11 protein-coding genes are annotated in these 15114 nt (G+C 44.7%); 8 read left to right on the top strand and 3 right to left on the bottom strand.

Features of this window, described 5'->3' with window-relative positions; all coding sequences use genetic code 11:
• Positions 1-184 precede the first annotated feature (184 nt).
• A complete protein-coding gene (locus tag PPRES148_RS05470; protein ID WP_149453585.1) occupies positions 185-370 on the top strand; it encodes a hypothetical protein in 186 nt (61 codons plus the stop codon).
• On the opposite strand, the gene PPRES148_RS05465 is transcribed toward PPRES148_RS05470, so the two are convergent.
• Positions 350-1894, bottom strand: a complete 1545-nt coding sequence (locus PPRES148_RS05465; protein WP_187820664.1) for a M1 family metallopeptidase — start codon at positions 1892-1894, stop codon at positions 350-352. The genes PPRES148_RS05470 and PPRES148_RS05465 overlap by 21 nt on opposite strands.
• A 903-nt stretch (positions 1895-2797) precedes the next feature.
• The gene (locus PPRES148_RS05460) at positions 2798-4357 is read right to left on the bottom strand and encodes a M1 family metallopeptidase (RefSeq protein WP_149453583.1); all 1560 of its coding nucleotides are present in this window, start codon (positions 4355-4357) and stop codon (positions 2798-2800) included.
• 482 nt (positions 4358-4839) lie between these two features.
• Here PPRES148_RS05460 and miaB point away from each other — a divergent pair, with 482 nt between their 5' ends.
• The 4 genes from miaB to PPRES148_RS11235 all read left to right on the top strand — a co-directional run bounded on the left by miaB (position 4840) and on the right by PPRES148_RS11235 (position 9205).
• On the top strand, positions 4840-6306 hold the full coding sequence (gene miaB, locus PPRES148_RS05455; RefSeq protein WP_149453582.1) for a tRNA (N6-isopentenyl adenosine(37)-C2)-methylthiotransferase MiaB: 1467 nt from the start codon (positions 4840-4842) through the stop codon (positions 6304-6306).
• Positions 6307-6583: 277 nt separating this feature from the next.
• Positions 6584-7165 (top strand): outer spore coat protein CotE, encoded by a 582-nt coding sequence (cotE, locus tag PPRES148_RS05450; RefSeq protein ID WP_149453581.1) that lies wholly within the window; start codon positions 6584-6586, stop codon positions 7163-7165.
• Between the two features lie 97 nt (positions 7166-7262).
• Entirely contained in the window at positions 7263-8648 is a 1386-nt protein-coding gene (locus PPRES148_RS05445; RefSeq protein ID WP_149453580.1) for a putative amidoligase domain-containing protein, read from the top strand.
• Between the two features lie 404 nt (positions 8649-9052).
• Positions 9053-9205 (top strand): hypothetical protein, encoded by a 153-nt coding sequence (locus tag PPRES148_RS11235; RefSeq protein WP_187820662.1) that lies wholly within the window; start codon positions 9053-9055, stop codon positions 9203-9205.
• A gap of 811 nt (positions 9206-10016) precedes the next feature.
• Here PPRES148_RS11235 and PPRES148_RS05440 read toward each other — a convergent pair.
• Positions 10017-11354, bottom strand: a complete 1338-nt coding sequence (locus PPRES148_RS05440) for an IS256 family transposase (RefSeq protein WP_149453264.1) — start codon at positions 11352-11354, stop codon at positions 10017-10019.
• Positions 11355-12211: 857 nt separating this feature from the next.
• Here PPRES148_RS05440 and PPRES148_RS05435 point away from each other — a divergent pair.
• The 3 genes from PPRES148_RS05435 (at position 12212) to PPRES148_RS05430 (ending at position 15080) form a co-directional block, all read left to right on the top strand.
• A complete protein-coding gene (locus tag PPRES148_RS05435) occupies positions 12212-13153 on the top strand; it encodes a halocin C8-like domain-containing protein (protein WP_149453579.1) in 942 nt (313 codons plus the stop codon).
• 709 nt (positions 13154-13862) lie between these two features.
• Positions 13863-14039 (top strand): hypothetical protein, encoded by a 177-nt coding sequence (locus tag PPRES148_RS11230; RefSeq protein WP_187820660.1) that lies wholly within the window; start codon positions 13863-13865, stop codon positions 14037-14039.
• A gap of 531 nt (positions 14040-14570) precedes the next feature.
• Positions 14571-15080: a hypothetical protein gene (locus tag PPRES148_RS05430; RefSeq protein ID WP_149453578.1), complete on the top strand. Its 510-nt coding sequence runs from the start codon at positions 14571-14573 to the stop codon at positions 15078-15080.
• The last annotated feature ends 34 nt before the right edge of the window (positions 15081-15114 follow it).

Below are 15114 nucleotides of genomic sequence, written 5' to 3'. Positions count from 1 at the left end.
ACTTCATTCTTATGTTTTCCCCATGATAAAAGGGCCCCCTATGTTAACAGGGGGCCCTTTTAGGGTCAGGTTGCTCAGGGGGAAGGTTTCCCCCCTCTAAAACAAGGGGAGAATTGAAACACCGAGTTTCCTATTACCAATGGGATTGTGGTTGATGTCTTCATCAAATGGGGGATTCTCGGATATGTGGTGGTGGGGGGCTCTCTCATCCTTATGGCCCACTCCCACATCTTGTGGCTGCGTTGTTGGGTTTGGTATCCCAGACGCCCATCGCGGCTCCATGGGTGGAAAGGCTACGTGGGTTGCTAGATGGGCTTACTGTTCCCGGCAACTTATTTTTTCTATTTTGTTACTGGTTTTCGTTACCTGATGGACAATCCTCGGGCAAACGGTACAACCATTTCTTGAAAAAATATCTCAAATCTTTTCCGGATTGGGATTCCACAAATCGAATGAAGTCGCAGCTCGTTGCAATCTTGTAGCGATATTGAGTGTGGTATTTTTTCAATATCCCCAATAATTCATCCATACCACCCACTTCAGTAGCCAAATCGAACATCATGGCCGCGGGTCTTGCATAGGCCATAGTGATGTAGGATTCTTTGGAGGGGGGATTCCCGGCGAGTGCTTCCTTTTTGCCGATTCCGTTTTTATCGGCTTCGGAGACAGATTTCCTTAAACCGTCTAGTATACGGTCTTCCCCTTCCACGTTCTTCATGTAGAGGTTATGGGAAAATGTGGTCAATCCCTCATCGAGCCATGCTTCTCGCGCTTGATTATTGCCTACAAATCCATACCACCACTGGTGGGCTATCTCGTGGGTCAATGTGTCCTTTATTGTTGTGCTATTATGGGATGCGGGAGTCCTTTGTGTGCTCTGGGTGGAGATGGTGACTAATCCCGGGTATTCCATACCCCCCATGTTGCTAGGATTGGTTTTTGATGAATCAAGCACGATGTCCAGTTCATCGGTTATTTCGTCACGGTATGCTCCGAATTTTTCGCTAAAGAAACGCAAGCTGGAAACAGCAGTATGTTGCGATGATTGTGCTAGTTTCCGATCTTTGGGTCGGTGCCACAGATGGATGTGTACGCCATCCTCTTGAACGGTGAGTGCCTGGTACTCTGAAGTGATCATTGCTGTAAAATCACGTGTTTGGTGGGATGAGATCTGTGCTGTGTTTTTCATAGGTTCTGGATTCCTACCAGTGGAAATGACACGGTATCCAGGGGGAACCTCGAAGGAGACATGGTAATCAGCTGCTCGGGTGTAGAAAGGTTCACTCGTAGGGGTGTAGGGATTTAGGTGCCAACCCTTTTGATCACGAACAGCTAGCATAGGGTACCATTGGGCTAAGAAGGCGGTTTTCCCCTCCTGGCTCAACCGTATGCCTCCCTTAGGAATGCGGAGGTGATAATCCATTTCTATGTCCAATGTGGTTCCCTTTACTTGCTGTGGCAGGTGGATTTGCAGGATTGTTTTATCATGATGTAGTTCTGTAACAGCATTCTGCCCGTTGATTTTCACGTTGTGGGGGATCAAGAAACCGGGTTTTGCAGGTCGAAAGGATTTTTCATGTTTCCAATGATGAAATGCATTAGGGTAGAGATGTAGAAATATGGAATCCCCTTGGGCCTCGGGGAGATTTGCCGATACATAGAGCTGCATATGACCTTTTAGACTACGTTGCTTTGGCTTATAGGTACCGGTAATTTTATAGATAGGTCTTGCGGGGGTCCATTCCCCACCACTGTGGATATCATGGGCATGGGCGTAATTCCAGAAACAAGGGTTGTATTCGATGCTTGTCCAAATGCTAATACCTACGAATCCTAAGCAAATCTGCAACATCTTTCTTTTCTGTTGTGGTAACCATCGAACCAATTTTCTCATTACGTATGTCATCCTATTTCTCTTCCTCGTATGTTGGGATCGTGCAATTTTCTGTGGGGAATGTTCCCACTGTTATGAACCTAGTTACACCTTTTGGTAAAATAAACTAGTAATATAATAACATTTTATTAGTGAAAATACCTGTCCATAGTATAGGCACGCTGAACCCTGTTTGATGACCATGAACCGAGCTATCGGATAAAAAATAGAATACTGTCACACTATTTACAACGAATTAGGAGTGAAAATTACCGCTACGGTATGTAGAAAGGGGATGATGGCCTATGCCCCCTATCCCTGGTAGGATATTGGGTGTAGGGTCAAAAGTATGAGATAGTACCGGCCGATCGTTTATACACGCCCACTCCAGTTTTCGTACCTGCTATCGTACAATCAGAACATACTATTTACTAACAAATACATGCAATGGGTATTCTCATTAATAAATAAATATATTCTATTAAAAAAATACAAGATAGTTCCCGAAGACTTAAGAGCCCTGCGGGGGACTTTTGACCCTGTGCCCATTGATTGGCACAAAACAATAAAACCAGAAGGGGGAAACCCTAAGCACTCACATCCATGGTACAACATTACTAGGAAAAAAACAACATTTCAGAGAGAAAAATCTATTATGATAGCGGGAAGTCTTATGGGGGTAAACAACCCGTCCATTGACTTCCCATAGTGAGTCAGAGAGCATCGGAAAGTTCATATTCCCTCTGCTATAGCCATAATGACCTGGTGGATGGGGGGAGTTGGCCTTAACCGCGATATCGATGGTCCACTGTTTGCGTTGTTTCCGCGGCGTTGGATTGGTTCACCGGATACGCCGCGGCTTCATGGGGGAAGGGTCACATAAATTGCTAGATGATCTGCTGTTCCCAGCAACCTAATTTTCCTCTATTTTGTTACTGGTTTTTCGTTCTCCGATAGACAATCATCTGGCAAACGGTACAACCATTTATAGAAAAAATATCTCAAATTTTTTCTAGATTGTGATTCCACAAATCGTATGAATTCGCAGCCTGTTGCAATCTTATAGCGATATTGATTGTGGTATTTATTTAAGATTGCCAATAATTCGTCCATATTCCCCACTTCAGTAGCCAAATCGAACATCATGGCTGCGGGCCTTGCATAGGCCATGATGCCATAGGATTCTTTGGAATGCGGATCTCCAGTGAGTGTTTCCTTCTTGCCGATTTCGCTTTTATCAGAGCTGGAGACGATTTTCCGTAAATCGTCTAGATGGGTTTCCCCCTCCACGTTCTCCATGTAGAGGATTTCAGAAAAGGTGGTTAATCCCTCATCGAGCCATGCTTCTTGTGCTTGGTTATTGCCCACAAATCCATACCACCACTGGTGGGCTATTTCGTGAGCCAATGGGGTTTTTATTGCGTTATCGGGTATGGGAATCTCTCTTCTCATCCGTGATATGCCTCGGGTTTGGATGGTGATTAACCCGGGATATTCCATACCCCCCATGTTGCCGGGGTTGATCTTCGATGAATCAAACACGATGTCCAGTTCATCGGTTATTTCGTCACGGTATGCCCCGAATTTTTCGCTGAAGAAACGTAAGCTGGAGACAGCGGTATGTTGCAATGATTGTGCTAGTTCTCGATCCTCGGGTCGGTACCATAGATGGATATATACACCATCCTCTTGACTAGTGAGTGCCTGGTATTCTGAAGTGATCATTGCTGTAAAATCACGTGTTTGGTGGGATGAAATCCGTGCTGTGTTTTTACTAGGTTCCGGATTCCTACCAGTGGAAATGATACGGTACCCGGGGGGGGTTTCGAGGGAGACATGGTAATCAGCTGCTCGGGTGTAGAAGGGTTCCCCTATAGTGGTATAAGGATTCAGGTGCCAACGATTTTGATCATGGACAGCTAGCATAGGATACCATTGAGCTAGGAAGGCGGTTTTCCCCTCCTGGCTCAACCGTAGTCCCCCTTCCGGGATGCGGAGGTGGTAATCCATTTCTATATTCAATGTGGTTTCCTTTGTTTGCCGTGGCAGGTGGATTTGCAGGATTGTTTTATTATGATGTAGTTCTGTAACAGCATTTTGCCCGTTGATTTTTACATTGTAGGGGATCAAGAAACCGGGTTTCACGGGTCGTATGAATTTTTCATGTTTCCAATGATGAAATGCATTAGGATAGAGGTGTAGAAAGACGGAATTCCCTTGGGCCTCGGGGAGATTTTCTGGTACATGGAGTTGCATGTGACCTTTTAGATCGCGTTGTTTTGGCTCATAGGTACCAGTAATTTCGTAGACAGGCCTTGCAGGGGTCCATTCCCCACCACTGTGGACGTTATGGGCATGCGTGTGATTCCATAAATAGGGGTTGTATTCGGTGCCCGCCCAAATGCCAATACTTATGCATCCCAAGCAAATTTGCAACGTCTTCATTCCCTTTTGTGGTAACCACCGAGTCAATTTTCCTATCACTATGCCATCACGGTCCTCTCTTTTCGTGTTCCATTACCATACCGATCCTATTATTGAAAAATAGAAAAAATTAAAATAATAAGAATTATACAAATGTTTATTGTATTATTTTATTTCAATCTATCGATATATACAGGGCTTCTACGTGCATGAGCATAAAAAATCTGTTCGGGTACTGTCTTTCCCGTATTCCATAGTATGGGTGTAGGGGTATACCCATGTATTTATATTTATTAAAAATTTATACTTAAAAAACTGAAAATAATTAGTTTTACTGGATTTTTGTATTAGGATTCGATAAGTATACGGGTGAAGGGTGTTATGAATGAAATAAACCTTTTTCAGGATAGGAAAATGGATGCCATACGTACTTGGTTAGCCAGGGAAGGGGTCTGTGCGCTACAATAAGGGCTGAGTGTGAATTCCGACGGGCGAACGAAAAAATATGACATACTTAATGGAAGTTTGAAGGGGGAACAGATATGGCTACCGATCAGCGTCCAGATTTGCGGGCGGCTAAGAAACGTACACGCAGTTCCGTTGCTGTGGTCGATATGGAACCCTTGCCGTCCCATCTCCGTACCTTGGGTGTGGGTAAGAAATACCGGATTGTTACTTACGGTTGTCAGATGAACGTTCATGATAGTGAAGCCCTGGCAGGGTTGTTGGAATCGATGGGGTATGAGGTAACGGAGGAGGAGGAGGAGGCAGATCTTATCCTTCTCAATACGTGTGCCATTCGCGAGAATGCGGAGGATAAAGTGTTTGGGGAATTAGGACGTTTGGCACAACGTAAGCGTGAACATCCCGGGCTCCTGCTCGGGATTTGCGGTTGTATGCCACAGGAGGAGGTTGTGGTGCGGCGTGTCTTAGAAGTTCATCCGTATGTAGATCTGGTTTTTGGTACGCATAATATTTATCGCCTTCCCTATCTTCTAGAAGAGGCGTACTTTAGCAAGGAGATGGTGGTGGAAGTTTGGTCGCAGGAAGGGGAAATAATCGAGCAACTTCCTAAAGTTCGTGGTGATCAATTACGGGCCTTTGTTAATATCATGTACGGTTGTGATAAACTTTGCACCTATTGCATTGTGCCTTATACGCGAGGGAAGGAGCGCAGCCGGCCGCCGGGGGCAATCCTGGAAGAGGTGCGGCAGTTGGCTGCCTCCGGGTATTGTGAGGTAACGTTGTTGGGGCAGAATGTGAATGCCTATGGTAAGGATCTATCCGATTCCCCTTACCCATTCGACCGTTTGTTGGACGATCTGCGATCTGTTCCCATTCCAAGGGTTCGTTTCACGACGAGTCACCCACGGGATTGTAATGATGCGCTTATCGATGTGCTTGCCAAACGGGGGAATCTGGTGGAGCATTTCCATCTACCGGTACAATCCGGTGATGATAGGATCCTCAAAAGAATGGGTCGTATCTATAATCGGGTGCAGTATCTTGATTTTGTACGGCGTTTGCGGGTGGCGATTCCGGATATTGCATTGACGACCGATATCATTGTAGGTTTTCCTGGGGAAACGGAGGAGCAGTTTGCGCGTACGTTGTCCCTGCTAGAGGAGGTACGTTTTGATTCTGTTTTTTCCTTCGTTTATTCGCCGCGTGTGGGGACACCGGCCGCTAGTATGCCAGATGATATCTCGCAGACTGCCAAGGCGGAACGTCTACGACGTTTGCATAAGATACAGAATGACATCAGTCGGGATTGCAATTTGGCTCTAGTGGGTCAGGTCCTGGAGGTACTGGTAGAAGGTACGAGCAAGAAGCGTAGGGATCGCCTCACGGGGAGGACTCGTACGAATAAATTGATTCATTTTGAAGGGCCACAGGAGTGGATTGGGAAGTTGCTCTACGTGCAGGTTACGGAGGCGAATTCCTTTTCCTTGCGTGGGATAGTACAGGGAGGGAATTCCCGGTCCATCCCCGCCAGTGTGGTGGGTTGAAATTACCGTGTGTGGGTTTTGTGGAGCCCTCTAGTTTCGCGGGGGACGAACGGATGAGAATCGATGGACCTTTTCTGCATGAGCGGGGGTTCTTTATGGAATATCGTCGGCAAAAATCTTTCTTTGCGAATGTGATATAGGGTCTGGAATGCCTATGTTTCCTGACGTTCGTATGGATTGTTTGCGGAAACGATGCTTCTTCGTCCCAGGAGCCTGGAACGCTAGGCAGATGTCCTGCATACACTCTTAGGGAACGACACTAGGAGGGGGGAGCACGTTGTCGCGTACCGAACGAGCACCAACTTACCGACAAATCATCACACGTGCTGTGGTGGGTAAGGGTCATAAATTTTCTCAATTGGCACATACCTTCCGCCCGCCTGAGAAAATGCACACGATCCTTGGCGCCTGGGTTATCAATCACAGGTATGATTGTCAGCGGCGTGGGGATATGGCAGATGTAGTGGGGAGTTACGATCTCAACATTTGGTACTCCACCGGTGGGAATACGGAAACTGCAGTTTTGAACGAGAGAGTGGATTATAAAGAGAGCATTCCCTTGACTTTTATGGACAACAATGTTCATGAATCCACTATTAGAGTTACAGTTACCGTGGCGCAGGCCCCTAACTGCATAGAAGCAGCCTTCACACCGCATCGGGAGGCCGTACAAGTTCGAGTGGAGAAGGAGTTGTTGGTGGAGCTGATTGGTGAAACAAAAATGTGTGTCGCGGTTCATCCCCTATCCTATGCAGAGGCTGATGACAAGGAACATCATGGCATGGATGACTCACTGGAGACGAGATCCTTTGAGGATCTTGATCCTGATCTCCTTTTGGATGACCTTGATAACAACTGAGATGTGGCGATTCTTCTCCCTCCATATAGGGAATGAATGCGGAAATGGGCTTGTTGTGGGGGTTGTCTAAAAAGGACCGGTTGCGAGGGGGCGTTGTATGGGAACCCTCACTCTTTCCGGCGAGGCACCTTGGTTGGACGAGGAAGTTTTGACAGATCAAATCCTCATTCGTGGTCGATTGCCAGAATCGATTCAATTAGGGATTCCAAAAGGTAATGTGTTATGGCGTACCCTCAACGCACCAGAGCGTTCTACTATGGCACGACCCGAAGTCCAACAAGAGGAGTGGTTGCGGCTCCATGGCGTGGCCACTGCGCCGGAGATGCGGCTGCTGCGCGTATATTGGGTGGGTGTGTTCCAAACCAAAGTACTACGCATATACCGTTCCGTACACGCACCAGCTTGGTTGGCTAAACCACGATCTGTGCAGCGGCCGGAGTTTCGGCGTGTTCCTGACCATGAAACGGATAGGGAATTGCAACGTGTGCGAACACTAGCTGTGCGTTCTCTCTATGCATTGGGACTGGATTATGGTGTGGTACGCTGTGGCGTGGGTACAGGTCGCCGGATTGTGGTTTTGCATGTGCTTTCAAGTCCGCGCTGCCATCGTGATTTGGCACGGATGTTTGCACGGGCTTTGTCGGGATACTATCGGTGGTTGGGGGAAGCTCCCTGGGTTCATCATAGGCTTTCCTTGGGAGCGGATCCGGAATTTGTAATGCAGTCCCCACAGGGACGTTTGTTGGTGGCTTCACATTATTTTCCTATGCAAGGTCGAATCGGTTGTGATGCCATTCGAGTGGGAACGGGTAGGAATAACAAACCGATTGTCGAACTCCGTCCACCCCCACAGGCTACACCCCATGCCCTTTTTTTGGAGTTACGACGTAGTTTGTTGCAGGCTAATCGGCGTATGCAGGGTATTGCCGCGCGCTGGCTAGCTGGTGCTATGCCCCATGCTGGATTGTCGTTGGGGGGGCATGTGCATTTTGGGGGGTTGAAGCCTACGTTTCCCATCCTACGGGCATTGGATAATTATTTGGCTCTTCCGTTGGTACTGGCAGAGGATGAACGTGGTTGTACCCGCCGTCCCAAGTACGGTTTCCTAGGAGATTTTCGTGAGAAAAATCATGGGGGTTTTGAATATCGAACGTTACCCAGCTGGCTGATTTCGCCCATTTTGACAAAGGGTGTGCTAGCGGTTGCCGCGCTTGTGATTCGTTGCGCTCACCTTCTCTCCCTGGAACCCCTGCGCGATCCCGAGATTCAACGCGCCTATTATACCGGCGATAAGAGTCCACTGCGTATGTGGTTGCCAAAGTTATGGGGGGATCTGCAAATTTTGCCAGGTTATGCGCGGCATGCTAAGGATGTGGAGGCCCTCTACGATTTCTTGGATGCAGGGATCTCTTGGGATGAAAAGAGGGATTTTCGTTATGCCTGGCAATTGTCAGTTCCCAAACATGGTGTTGTTGAGCGATAAATCCACGGGATGATTTATGGAATAGTCTGATATATGTGAAGGGGGCATTTTATGGTGGTTGTGTGGGTTTGCCCCTGTTCTTCCATCTGTATCCATTTTCGTGTGTTCGGATAGCCAAAAAACGCTCTGATTATGCCAGAGTGTTTTTTGGCGTTGGCGGGGGTTCCCCGGAATGGGTTAAAGAGGGTGGGGGAGGGCTTAATCTTCCATTGTGTACTCAAATTTGTCCTCCAATTCTTTGAATTCCTTCATGTGTGTGTTCAGTAGGCTTTGTAAGTGGTGTAGTCTTTATCAGTGGCCTGTCGAAACCGGTTGGTTGGGAGGTTACTGAGGTTCCGAACCACCTAATACTGTTGAAGGTAGCAATATCCCGATGGTGAGCAGTTAGGAAAAGATGGGGTTAGATGAATCCCCGTCAGGTGAGGATTAGGGGGCTCAACGGGGGTGAACCGTTTGGTGACGCATCGAAAAGGACAGTTCATGTCGAAACCGAAGTGTGGCTTGATACGTCGGGAGAGGTCACGGAGGACGACCTACCTTTGCTTGGTTCGGGGTGATTCCTATATGAATATTTTTTATAAATAATTTATTCATTATAAAAATATTAATTATTTATATAAAATATTTATTATATTTAAATAATATAAAACCATGCTCTATGTACTCTTTCCCCACCACTTCCTCTTCCCAGTGGACAGATATATCCACTTGACAGGTATATCCACTATTGTTTACGATTTGAGCGTGAGTTTTGAAGTAATCTGGATATTGGGATGTGGGGGAAGGTATGGAATAGTGACAGGGTGTCCGGTCGGGAATGCGGGCCCTGGCCCTTGGCCGAACTTCAGATTTGGAATATCGTCGGGTGGGCTTTTCCTCAATTTTAGATTGTAAGGATCAGTTGGGTGAGGGTCTACTTTTCCCCTATAATTAGTTTGTTTCTTCAGTTCATTGTACACGGGCCCATGCCAAAGAACATCTGTCTCTATTAATTTATAAAATAATATATGAGTTTTTCCTATTACGTATTAGAAATTGCAGTATTCCCTTGAAGGCACCTTGGTGCAGGCAGTTGTTGTTCAGAGTTTTGATAGCTCGTATAGGGGGTTGTATGGGTGATATCCCTTTTTCGGTTGTAATCTCCCCCTGATTGACTTTCTTGGGTTCCCCATCCTTCGGAAATCATATCATCGTAATGAATTATAACCATTGACATACATAATAAAAGTTAAAATTACACAATAATTTAAAAATTATAATAAAACATAAAAAATTACTGTAAATGGCAATTATGTAAAAAAATGGAAGCCATACCCATACTCAGGGTAGGTTGGTTTTCCTGAAAATAAATGTAAGAATATTATTTTTTTAGTGTGAAGATAGGGGATACATGGCAGGGATAGCGAATTCTCCCAGTCCCCATGCGGACACAGAGTGATTATCCATCCCACTAAGTTTCTTTGCCTGCTCTAAGTTGAAATTTTTATACACGGAATCAATCACCCTTTGGAATGAATCAAGGGTAGGATAACAGCTCACTCCATTCGTATAACGTCTGGCCTCCCTGTGATTTCTCTCTAAGGAACCCGTTGTACGATTTTGAACAGCATCCGCTAGGTCGTAATCGAGATACGTTGTCACATCATCAAAGGAAGCCCATAGACCTTCAACGAGCTTGGGCAACTTGGATTGATAGTCATCACTAAAGCGTATCAAGCCATGAAGGGCTTCTTTTTTGTCAAGAACATGAAAAATGTCTTGATAAATCCGGCTTCGGATGGGTTCCCACTTCACTCCTTTTTTTCTCGGTCTATCCTTTCTGAAGGCCTGGTAAAGATTCACCATTTTGTGGAATTGACACCCTTGAAAACCTGCTTCGGGATATACTTGGCTTAGCGCCTTTCTGATTCCCTTATGACCATCAGCAATAAAAAGGGTATCAGGACCCATCCGTAAACCACGGTCGTAAACATTTTGGAGGGCTTCATACCAAGTTTCAGCTGTTTCGGGGGGATTTACCAAACTTGATAAAACCTCATCTGTTTTTATCCCTGATGTATTTTTCCTACTCGCTTTTATGACATAGACAGCTACTTTCCCGAATCCACGAACGGGTTTGTAGTAAGCATCCACCTTTACGGTCCTAATTTCATGCGGGTTTCTTATGGGTTCCTCATTGAATCCTCTATTCTCTTCCTTTAGATGTCCCATAAGTAATCTTGACACAGTGGAGCGTGAGATTTTTGATCGCAGAATATCATTCGACAATTCGGATATTTTTTTTATGGACATACCGGCCTTACGTAAGGAGGAAAGAATATCTATACACGACTTCGTATATTTTTTGTAGGGTTTAGTAACCGCAGATCGGAAATGCCCTTTCCTTGGCTGGGGGTCATAGTAAACCACAATTCCTTTGCTGGTGCGTTTTTTACGTTTTTTATAACCATTTCGGTCTACTTTTGGGAAATCGGGACCCCTTTGGTGTTTCTCCCGGCCACCTAAAATTTGTTTTTTAAACTGATAATTGGCTATAAAAGTATAAGCCCTCCCCATGGGACCAGGAGCCCATTCAGAATCTTCCTCGATCTCTTCCACTACATGGGGGATGGATTCCTGAAGCGATAATCCTTTCTGTTCGTAATGTTGTATACGTTCTTCTATCCTTTTTTCCATTCTGTCTACATCCAAGTCAATTGGAATCATAAAACCAACCTTTCCTATATTAAGTTTTTCATTTCAGAAACCAAGCGGTTGTCCTCTATACATTTCCCCACTCTTGTCTTGTATTTCCCTTTTTTATCTCACCTAACCCTGTTGATCATCATGCATATCGCGGAGGATCCAGAAGGGATCATGGAACAGAGTTTTTGAGTAGAGGATCGACTGTTTCCCAAGGGCAATAGCGGGAATTGCGTATGTAAAAGTGAGAAGGACTATAGGGTCGCATAGGGCTACATAAGGGCAACGACAGTCATAGAAGAACCCCCCTTCCCCACAAGGGAGAGGGATAAAAGAAGGCCATGCAGCAGCGCCATTCTGGAGCCCCCACGATGGAGAAGCCAGGCGCCATTACACAATGGGCCAGGCCAACACAAACAACAATGGTGAGTTGGAGGGAGGAGGGGTAGGGGCGCGAAAACCCCCTGGCCTAGGCCAGGGGGCAAGGGGAAAAGAACAAAAACACAAGGGAATCAAAACAAAAGATCAAGGGACTAAAGGCAAAAACAGAGACCAAAAACAGGGGGAGGGAGAGCTTTAGGTTCTACTGAGATTCCCGTTTCGTGTAGGAGGGACGTTTTGCTGACCTATGGATTCCTCCAGAGGGAACCCCCTGATTAAAATAAAATTATTCTGAAGATATATCTAACCACGATTCCGAGAAAAAGCACCCCTATAACGCCTTTTGTGCTATTTACAATATGATTTAACAATAAATTTCTATCTATTTATTAAAAACATAAAAACAATTGTTAATCGAAAAGACGCAAATAGGGAATTTTTAGGGACCACAGACTACCCGCTCTTGAATCTTACAGCGGAAAGTGGGATATGACCGTTGTATGTCTATGGGATTTCGTAGGTTATTTTCTTCTATTAGTGTGGGGGTTCTTATATCAGGACTCATCATACCCCATGAGCAGGGAAGTGCTATGGATTCTGTGGATGATTTTTCTTCCAATATAGGCAGATCATCCTCAGAAGGACAAGGATCTGGTAATTCATCCTGTAAGAAAGTTGATTGGGAGGGTCTCTTTGAAGAGAAGGAGATATCTCCTGAACAATTGCCGGGTTACGATGAAAATTTTCACAATATTGTATTAGATAGATCCCTGAAGGCAATTCGGGAGTTAGGTGTGTATTCTTACCTGAATGAAAGGAATATCGAAGTTAGTGATAAAATAGAGTATCAAGATATAAAATTTTATAGAACTTTTTTTAAAAATCAAGAGGGTATTCCAAAGGAACTCAAGGAAAAGTTAGACCTTTCTCCCGTGTTCTCCGCTTCTTACTTGCTTCGACATAAGTATACGGGTGAACGTATGGGTTATATGATAAGGCCTTGGATCAAGGATGATAGGGCCATACCGGTAGTGGCTGTGATCCCATCTGAGGGGAAGAAATCCTTTTATATCTTTCGCGAGGGCAGGACGGAGGTGTTTCATCTTGATAGTCATGGGGACATATGGAATGACAAAGGGGAGTTGATCCCGGATAGTTATGTTGATTCAGAATTGACTGGGCAAGTTAGAGGGAGGCGGGGTATCTGGGATAGATTATTTTCTGTTTGTTCCCATTGTAATGCTCTTGTGGGTGCATCCTGTGCTATTCCCGGTGAAAGTAGTTGTGCAGGGGTGTGTATTAAATTTGCTGCAAGGGGGCGTATACCCTGGGTAATGGCTATCCTAGGGACTGGCTGTCTCGGTGTTTGTTCTTATGCGTTCTTCCTTGGGTGTGGGGAAGCACAGTATCAGATCTGTACCAGAACGGGTATTTGTGGTTAATGGGAATTTTTGGCATCATCCCGTTGGGGGTGTGAATTTCTGAACAGGGTTTTTGGGGGGATTTCCCCCCCATTTTGGGTGCTCCCTCCATAAAAATTAAAAATTTTATGGAATAGCGGGTAGGATTATAGATTGATGGAACACAATACTCATACCGCCTTACTGGCTCCTATTTGTGATAAAAAAATGGAGAACGATCTCTCCTCTTCTGTCTCCGTTATCACCAGAAACGGCAAGAAAGAACGGACCAGAAGACAGCATGAATCATAGGGATTGGGAAGAAAATCAGAAAATAGTATGGAATCATGTGTTTCTGCGATTTAGATCGAAAATTTGGTAAAGTAAGAATCGCCCTTTTTCCAATCCCTATAGGATTCATAATAAAAATGGACGAGAGGAGACCAGAGGACAGAAACGAATTTTCTATCTATAACAAATTAGTAAAATAATTATTATTAAAAAATACAGGAAAAGGGCACCCAAAGAGGCAAAAAAGTAGGACTAAAAATCCCCCCAGAAAATGCATACACCCGTTCGGATGCTGCCAGGGCTGTGTGTGAGGGAAGGGGCATCATTTCGAATGATTAGATTCTGGGTACAGAATTATGCAATCTGAAAGCAGATAGAGTCTGGCGTTATGGTGAAGGTAAGGTCTATCACCCCAAGATCGATCGTTCACTGGATCCGCTGGGGAATATTGACTCGGGCAATGGTAATGTGTGAGACTATTATGTATGGTTCTAGAGGGCTTAGTCGCAAGGTTGGGTTTGTACTCATAGTGGTGATGAACCTCTTGTTCATAAGAGGCGTAGTGAATTGTAGGGTTGTACCGGATAACATCAGAATTATGAATAATTGTCAAGGGGCGATGTTGATGGGACAATAGGAGCTGCATAATGCGAGGGTAGTACGTGTGGAGCTGTGGGAGGATCGGCAAAATGTTGGTTCCATTGTAATGGGGGTGTTGGAAATTCATGGTTTCTCTCTCTTCTTACTTTACATAATATTGCCTAGATTGTTATTATTATTCCCGATTGCAGCGTGGATGGGAGTGTATGCCTTTTCCCATGGTGTATCTATTATCACTTTCTGTGCATTTTCCTTTATTTTTTTGTTTCCAGTTCTTTGCATTATAAATCCTAGATTCTTTCTACACTGTATGTCTCATAATACAAGGGCAGAAGGGCAAGGAATGAAGAACAAGGGCAATGTTGGTGGATTTCGGATTGTTATATTCCTGGTAACTATGATAATTTCATTCCTGTTGGTATTTTTTAGAGATAATTTAACATCTATCCCATTTCCGCTTACTATATTTTTTATTGTCTTATATATTTCCCTCTGCATTTTTTGTTCCCTTCCCTGGATTCCATGGTTACGGGAATCGTGGAACGGACGCGAGGGGTTGATGTTATGTTTGAACTACTGGGATAGGGAGTGGAAAAAATATTTTTATTTAAATAAAAAATATAACATTTTAAGAAATATTATATTTTTGTTATGTATCATGTTATATATTGTTTCTACTTCGCTTTTTTATTACTACACGATGATGGAGAAATGGGAAGTCGGGATGATTTTTTTTGTTGGCATTTTTGGTATTTTGGCGTTCTTTGTACATTGGTTTGGGTGTAGTTTCTCCCCTCAACATCCATGGAACACTAAGTATTGGTACCGTTCTTTATTGACAATAGGGTTGGGGATTCCATTGCTCCATGGATTCATGGTTTGGATTTACTTACCTTTGCTGCAGCCCTTATTAAGGGCGAGTGCGCCTTATCTGTTTCTATCCATCCATGGTTCTTCCCTATCCGTTCATGATTTCATTTTGATATTATTTTTAGCAATAATTACGTCGCCTATTCAGGTTTCTATTCGTTTTTTGGAAGAGATGATTCGGATTATGGAAAAGAGGGTACTTATGTGAGGGATTCCCCAGTGGATGGAACGTGATGTTGATT

It is taken from the genome of Pasteuria penetrans, assembly GCF_900538055.1.
Taxonomy (GTDB): domain Bacteria; phylum Bacillota; class Bacilli; order Thermoactinomycetales; family Thermoactinomycetaceae; genus Pasteuria; species Pasteuria penetrans.
The sequence above is the reverse complement of the archived record's forward strand: the minus strand, read 5'-3'. Positions and strand labels throughout refer to the sequence as shown.

What these genes read in the sequence shown, in the direction of transcription:
- PPRES148_RS05465 (WP_187820664.1), bottom strand. Translation starts at nt 1,894, where the DNA reads ATGAGAAAATTGGTTCGATGGTTACCACAACAGAAAAGAAAGATGTTG.
- PPRES148_RS11235 (WP_187820662.1), top strand. Translation starts at nt 9,053, where the DNA reads ATGAATCCCCGTCAGGTGAGGATTAGGGGGCTCAACGGGGGTGAACCG.
- PPRES148_RS11230 (WP_187820660.1), top strand. Translation starts at nt 13,863, where the DNA reads ATGGTAATGTGTGAGACTATTATGTATGGTTCTAGAGGGCTTAGTCGC.
- PPRES148_RS05470 (WP_149453585.1), top strand. Translation starts at nt 185, where the DNA reads ATGTGGTGGTGGGGGGCTCTCTCATCCTTATGGCCCACTCCCACATCT.
- PPRES148_RS05445 (WP_149453580.1), top strand. Translation starts at nt 7,263, where the DNA reads ATGGGAACCCTCACTCTTTCCGGCGAGGCACCTTGGTTGGACGAGGAA.
- miaB (WP_149453582.1), top strand. Translation starts at nt 4,840, where the DNA reads ATGGCTACCGATCAGCGTCCAGATTTGCGGGCGGCTAAGAAACGTACA.
- PPRES148_RS05435 (WP_149453579.1), top strand. Translation starts at nt 12,212, where the DNA reads ATGTCTATGGGATTTCGTAGGTTATTTTCTTCTATTAGTGTGGGGGTT.
- PPRES148_RS05440 (WP_149453264.1), bottom strand. Translation starts at nt 11,354, where the DNA reads ATGATTCCAATTGACTTGGATGTAGACAGAATGGAAAAAAGGATAGAA.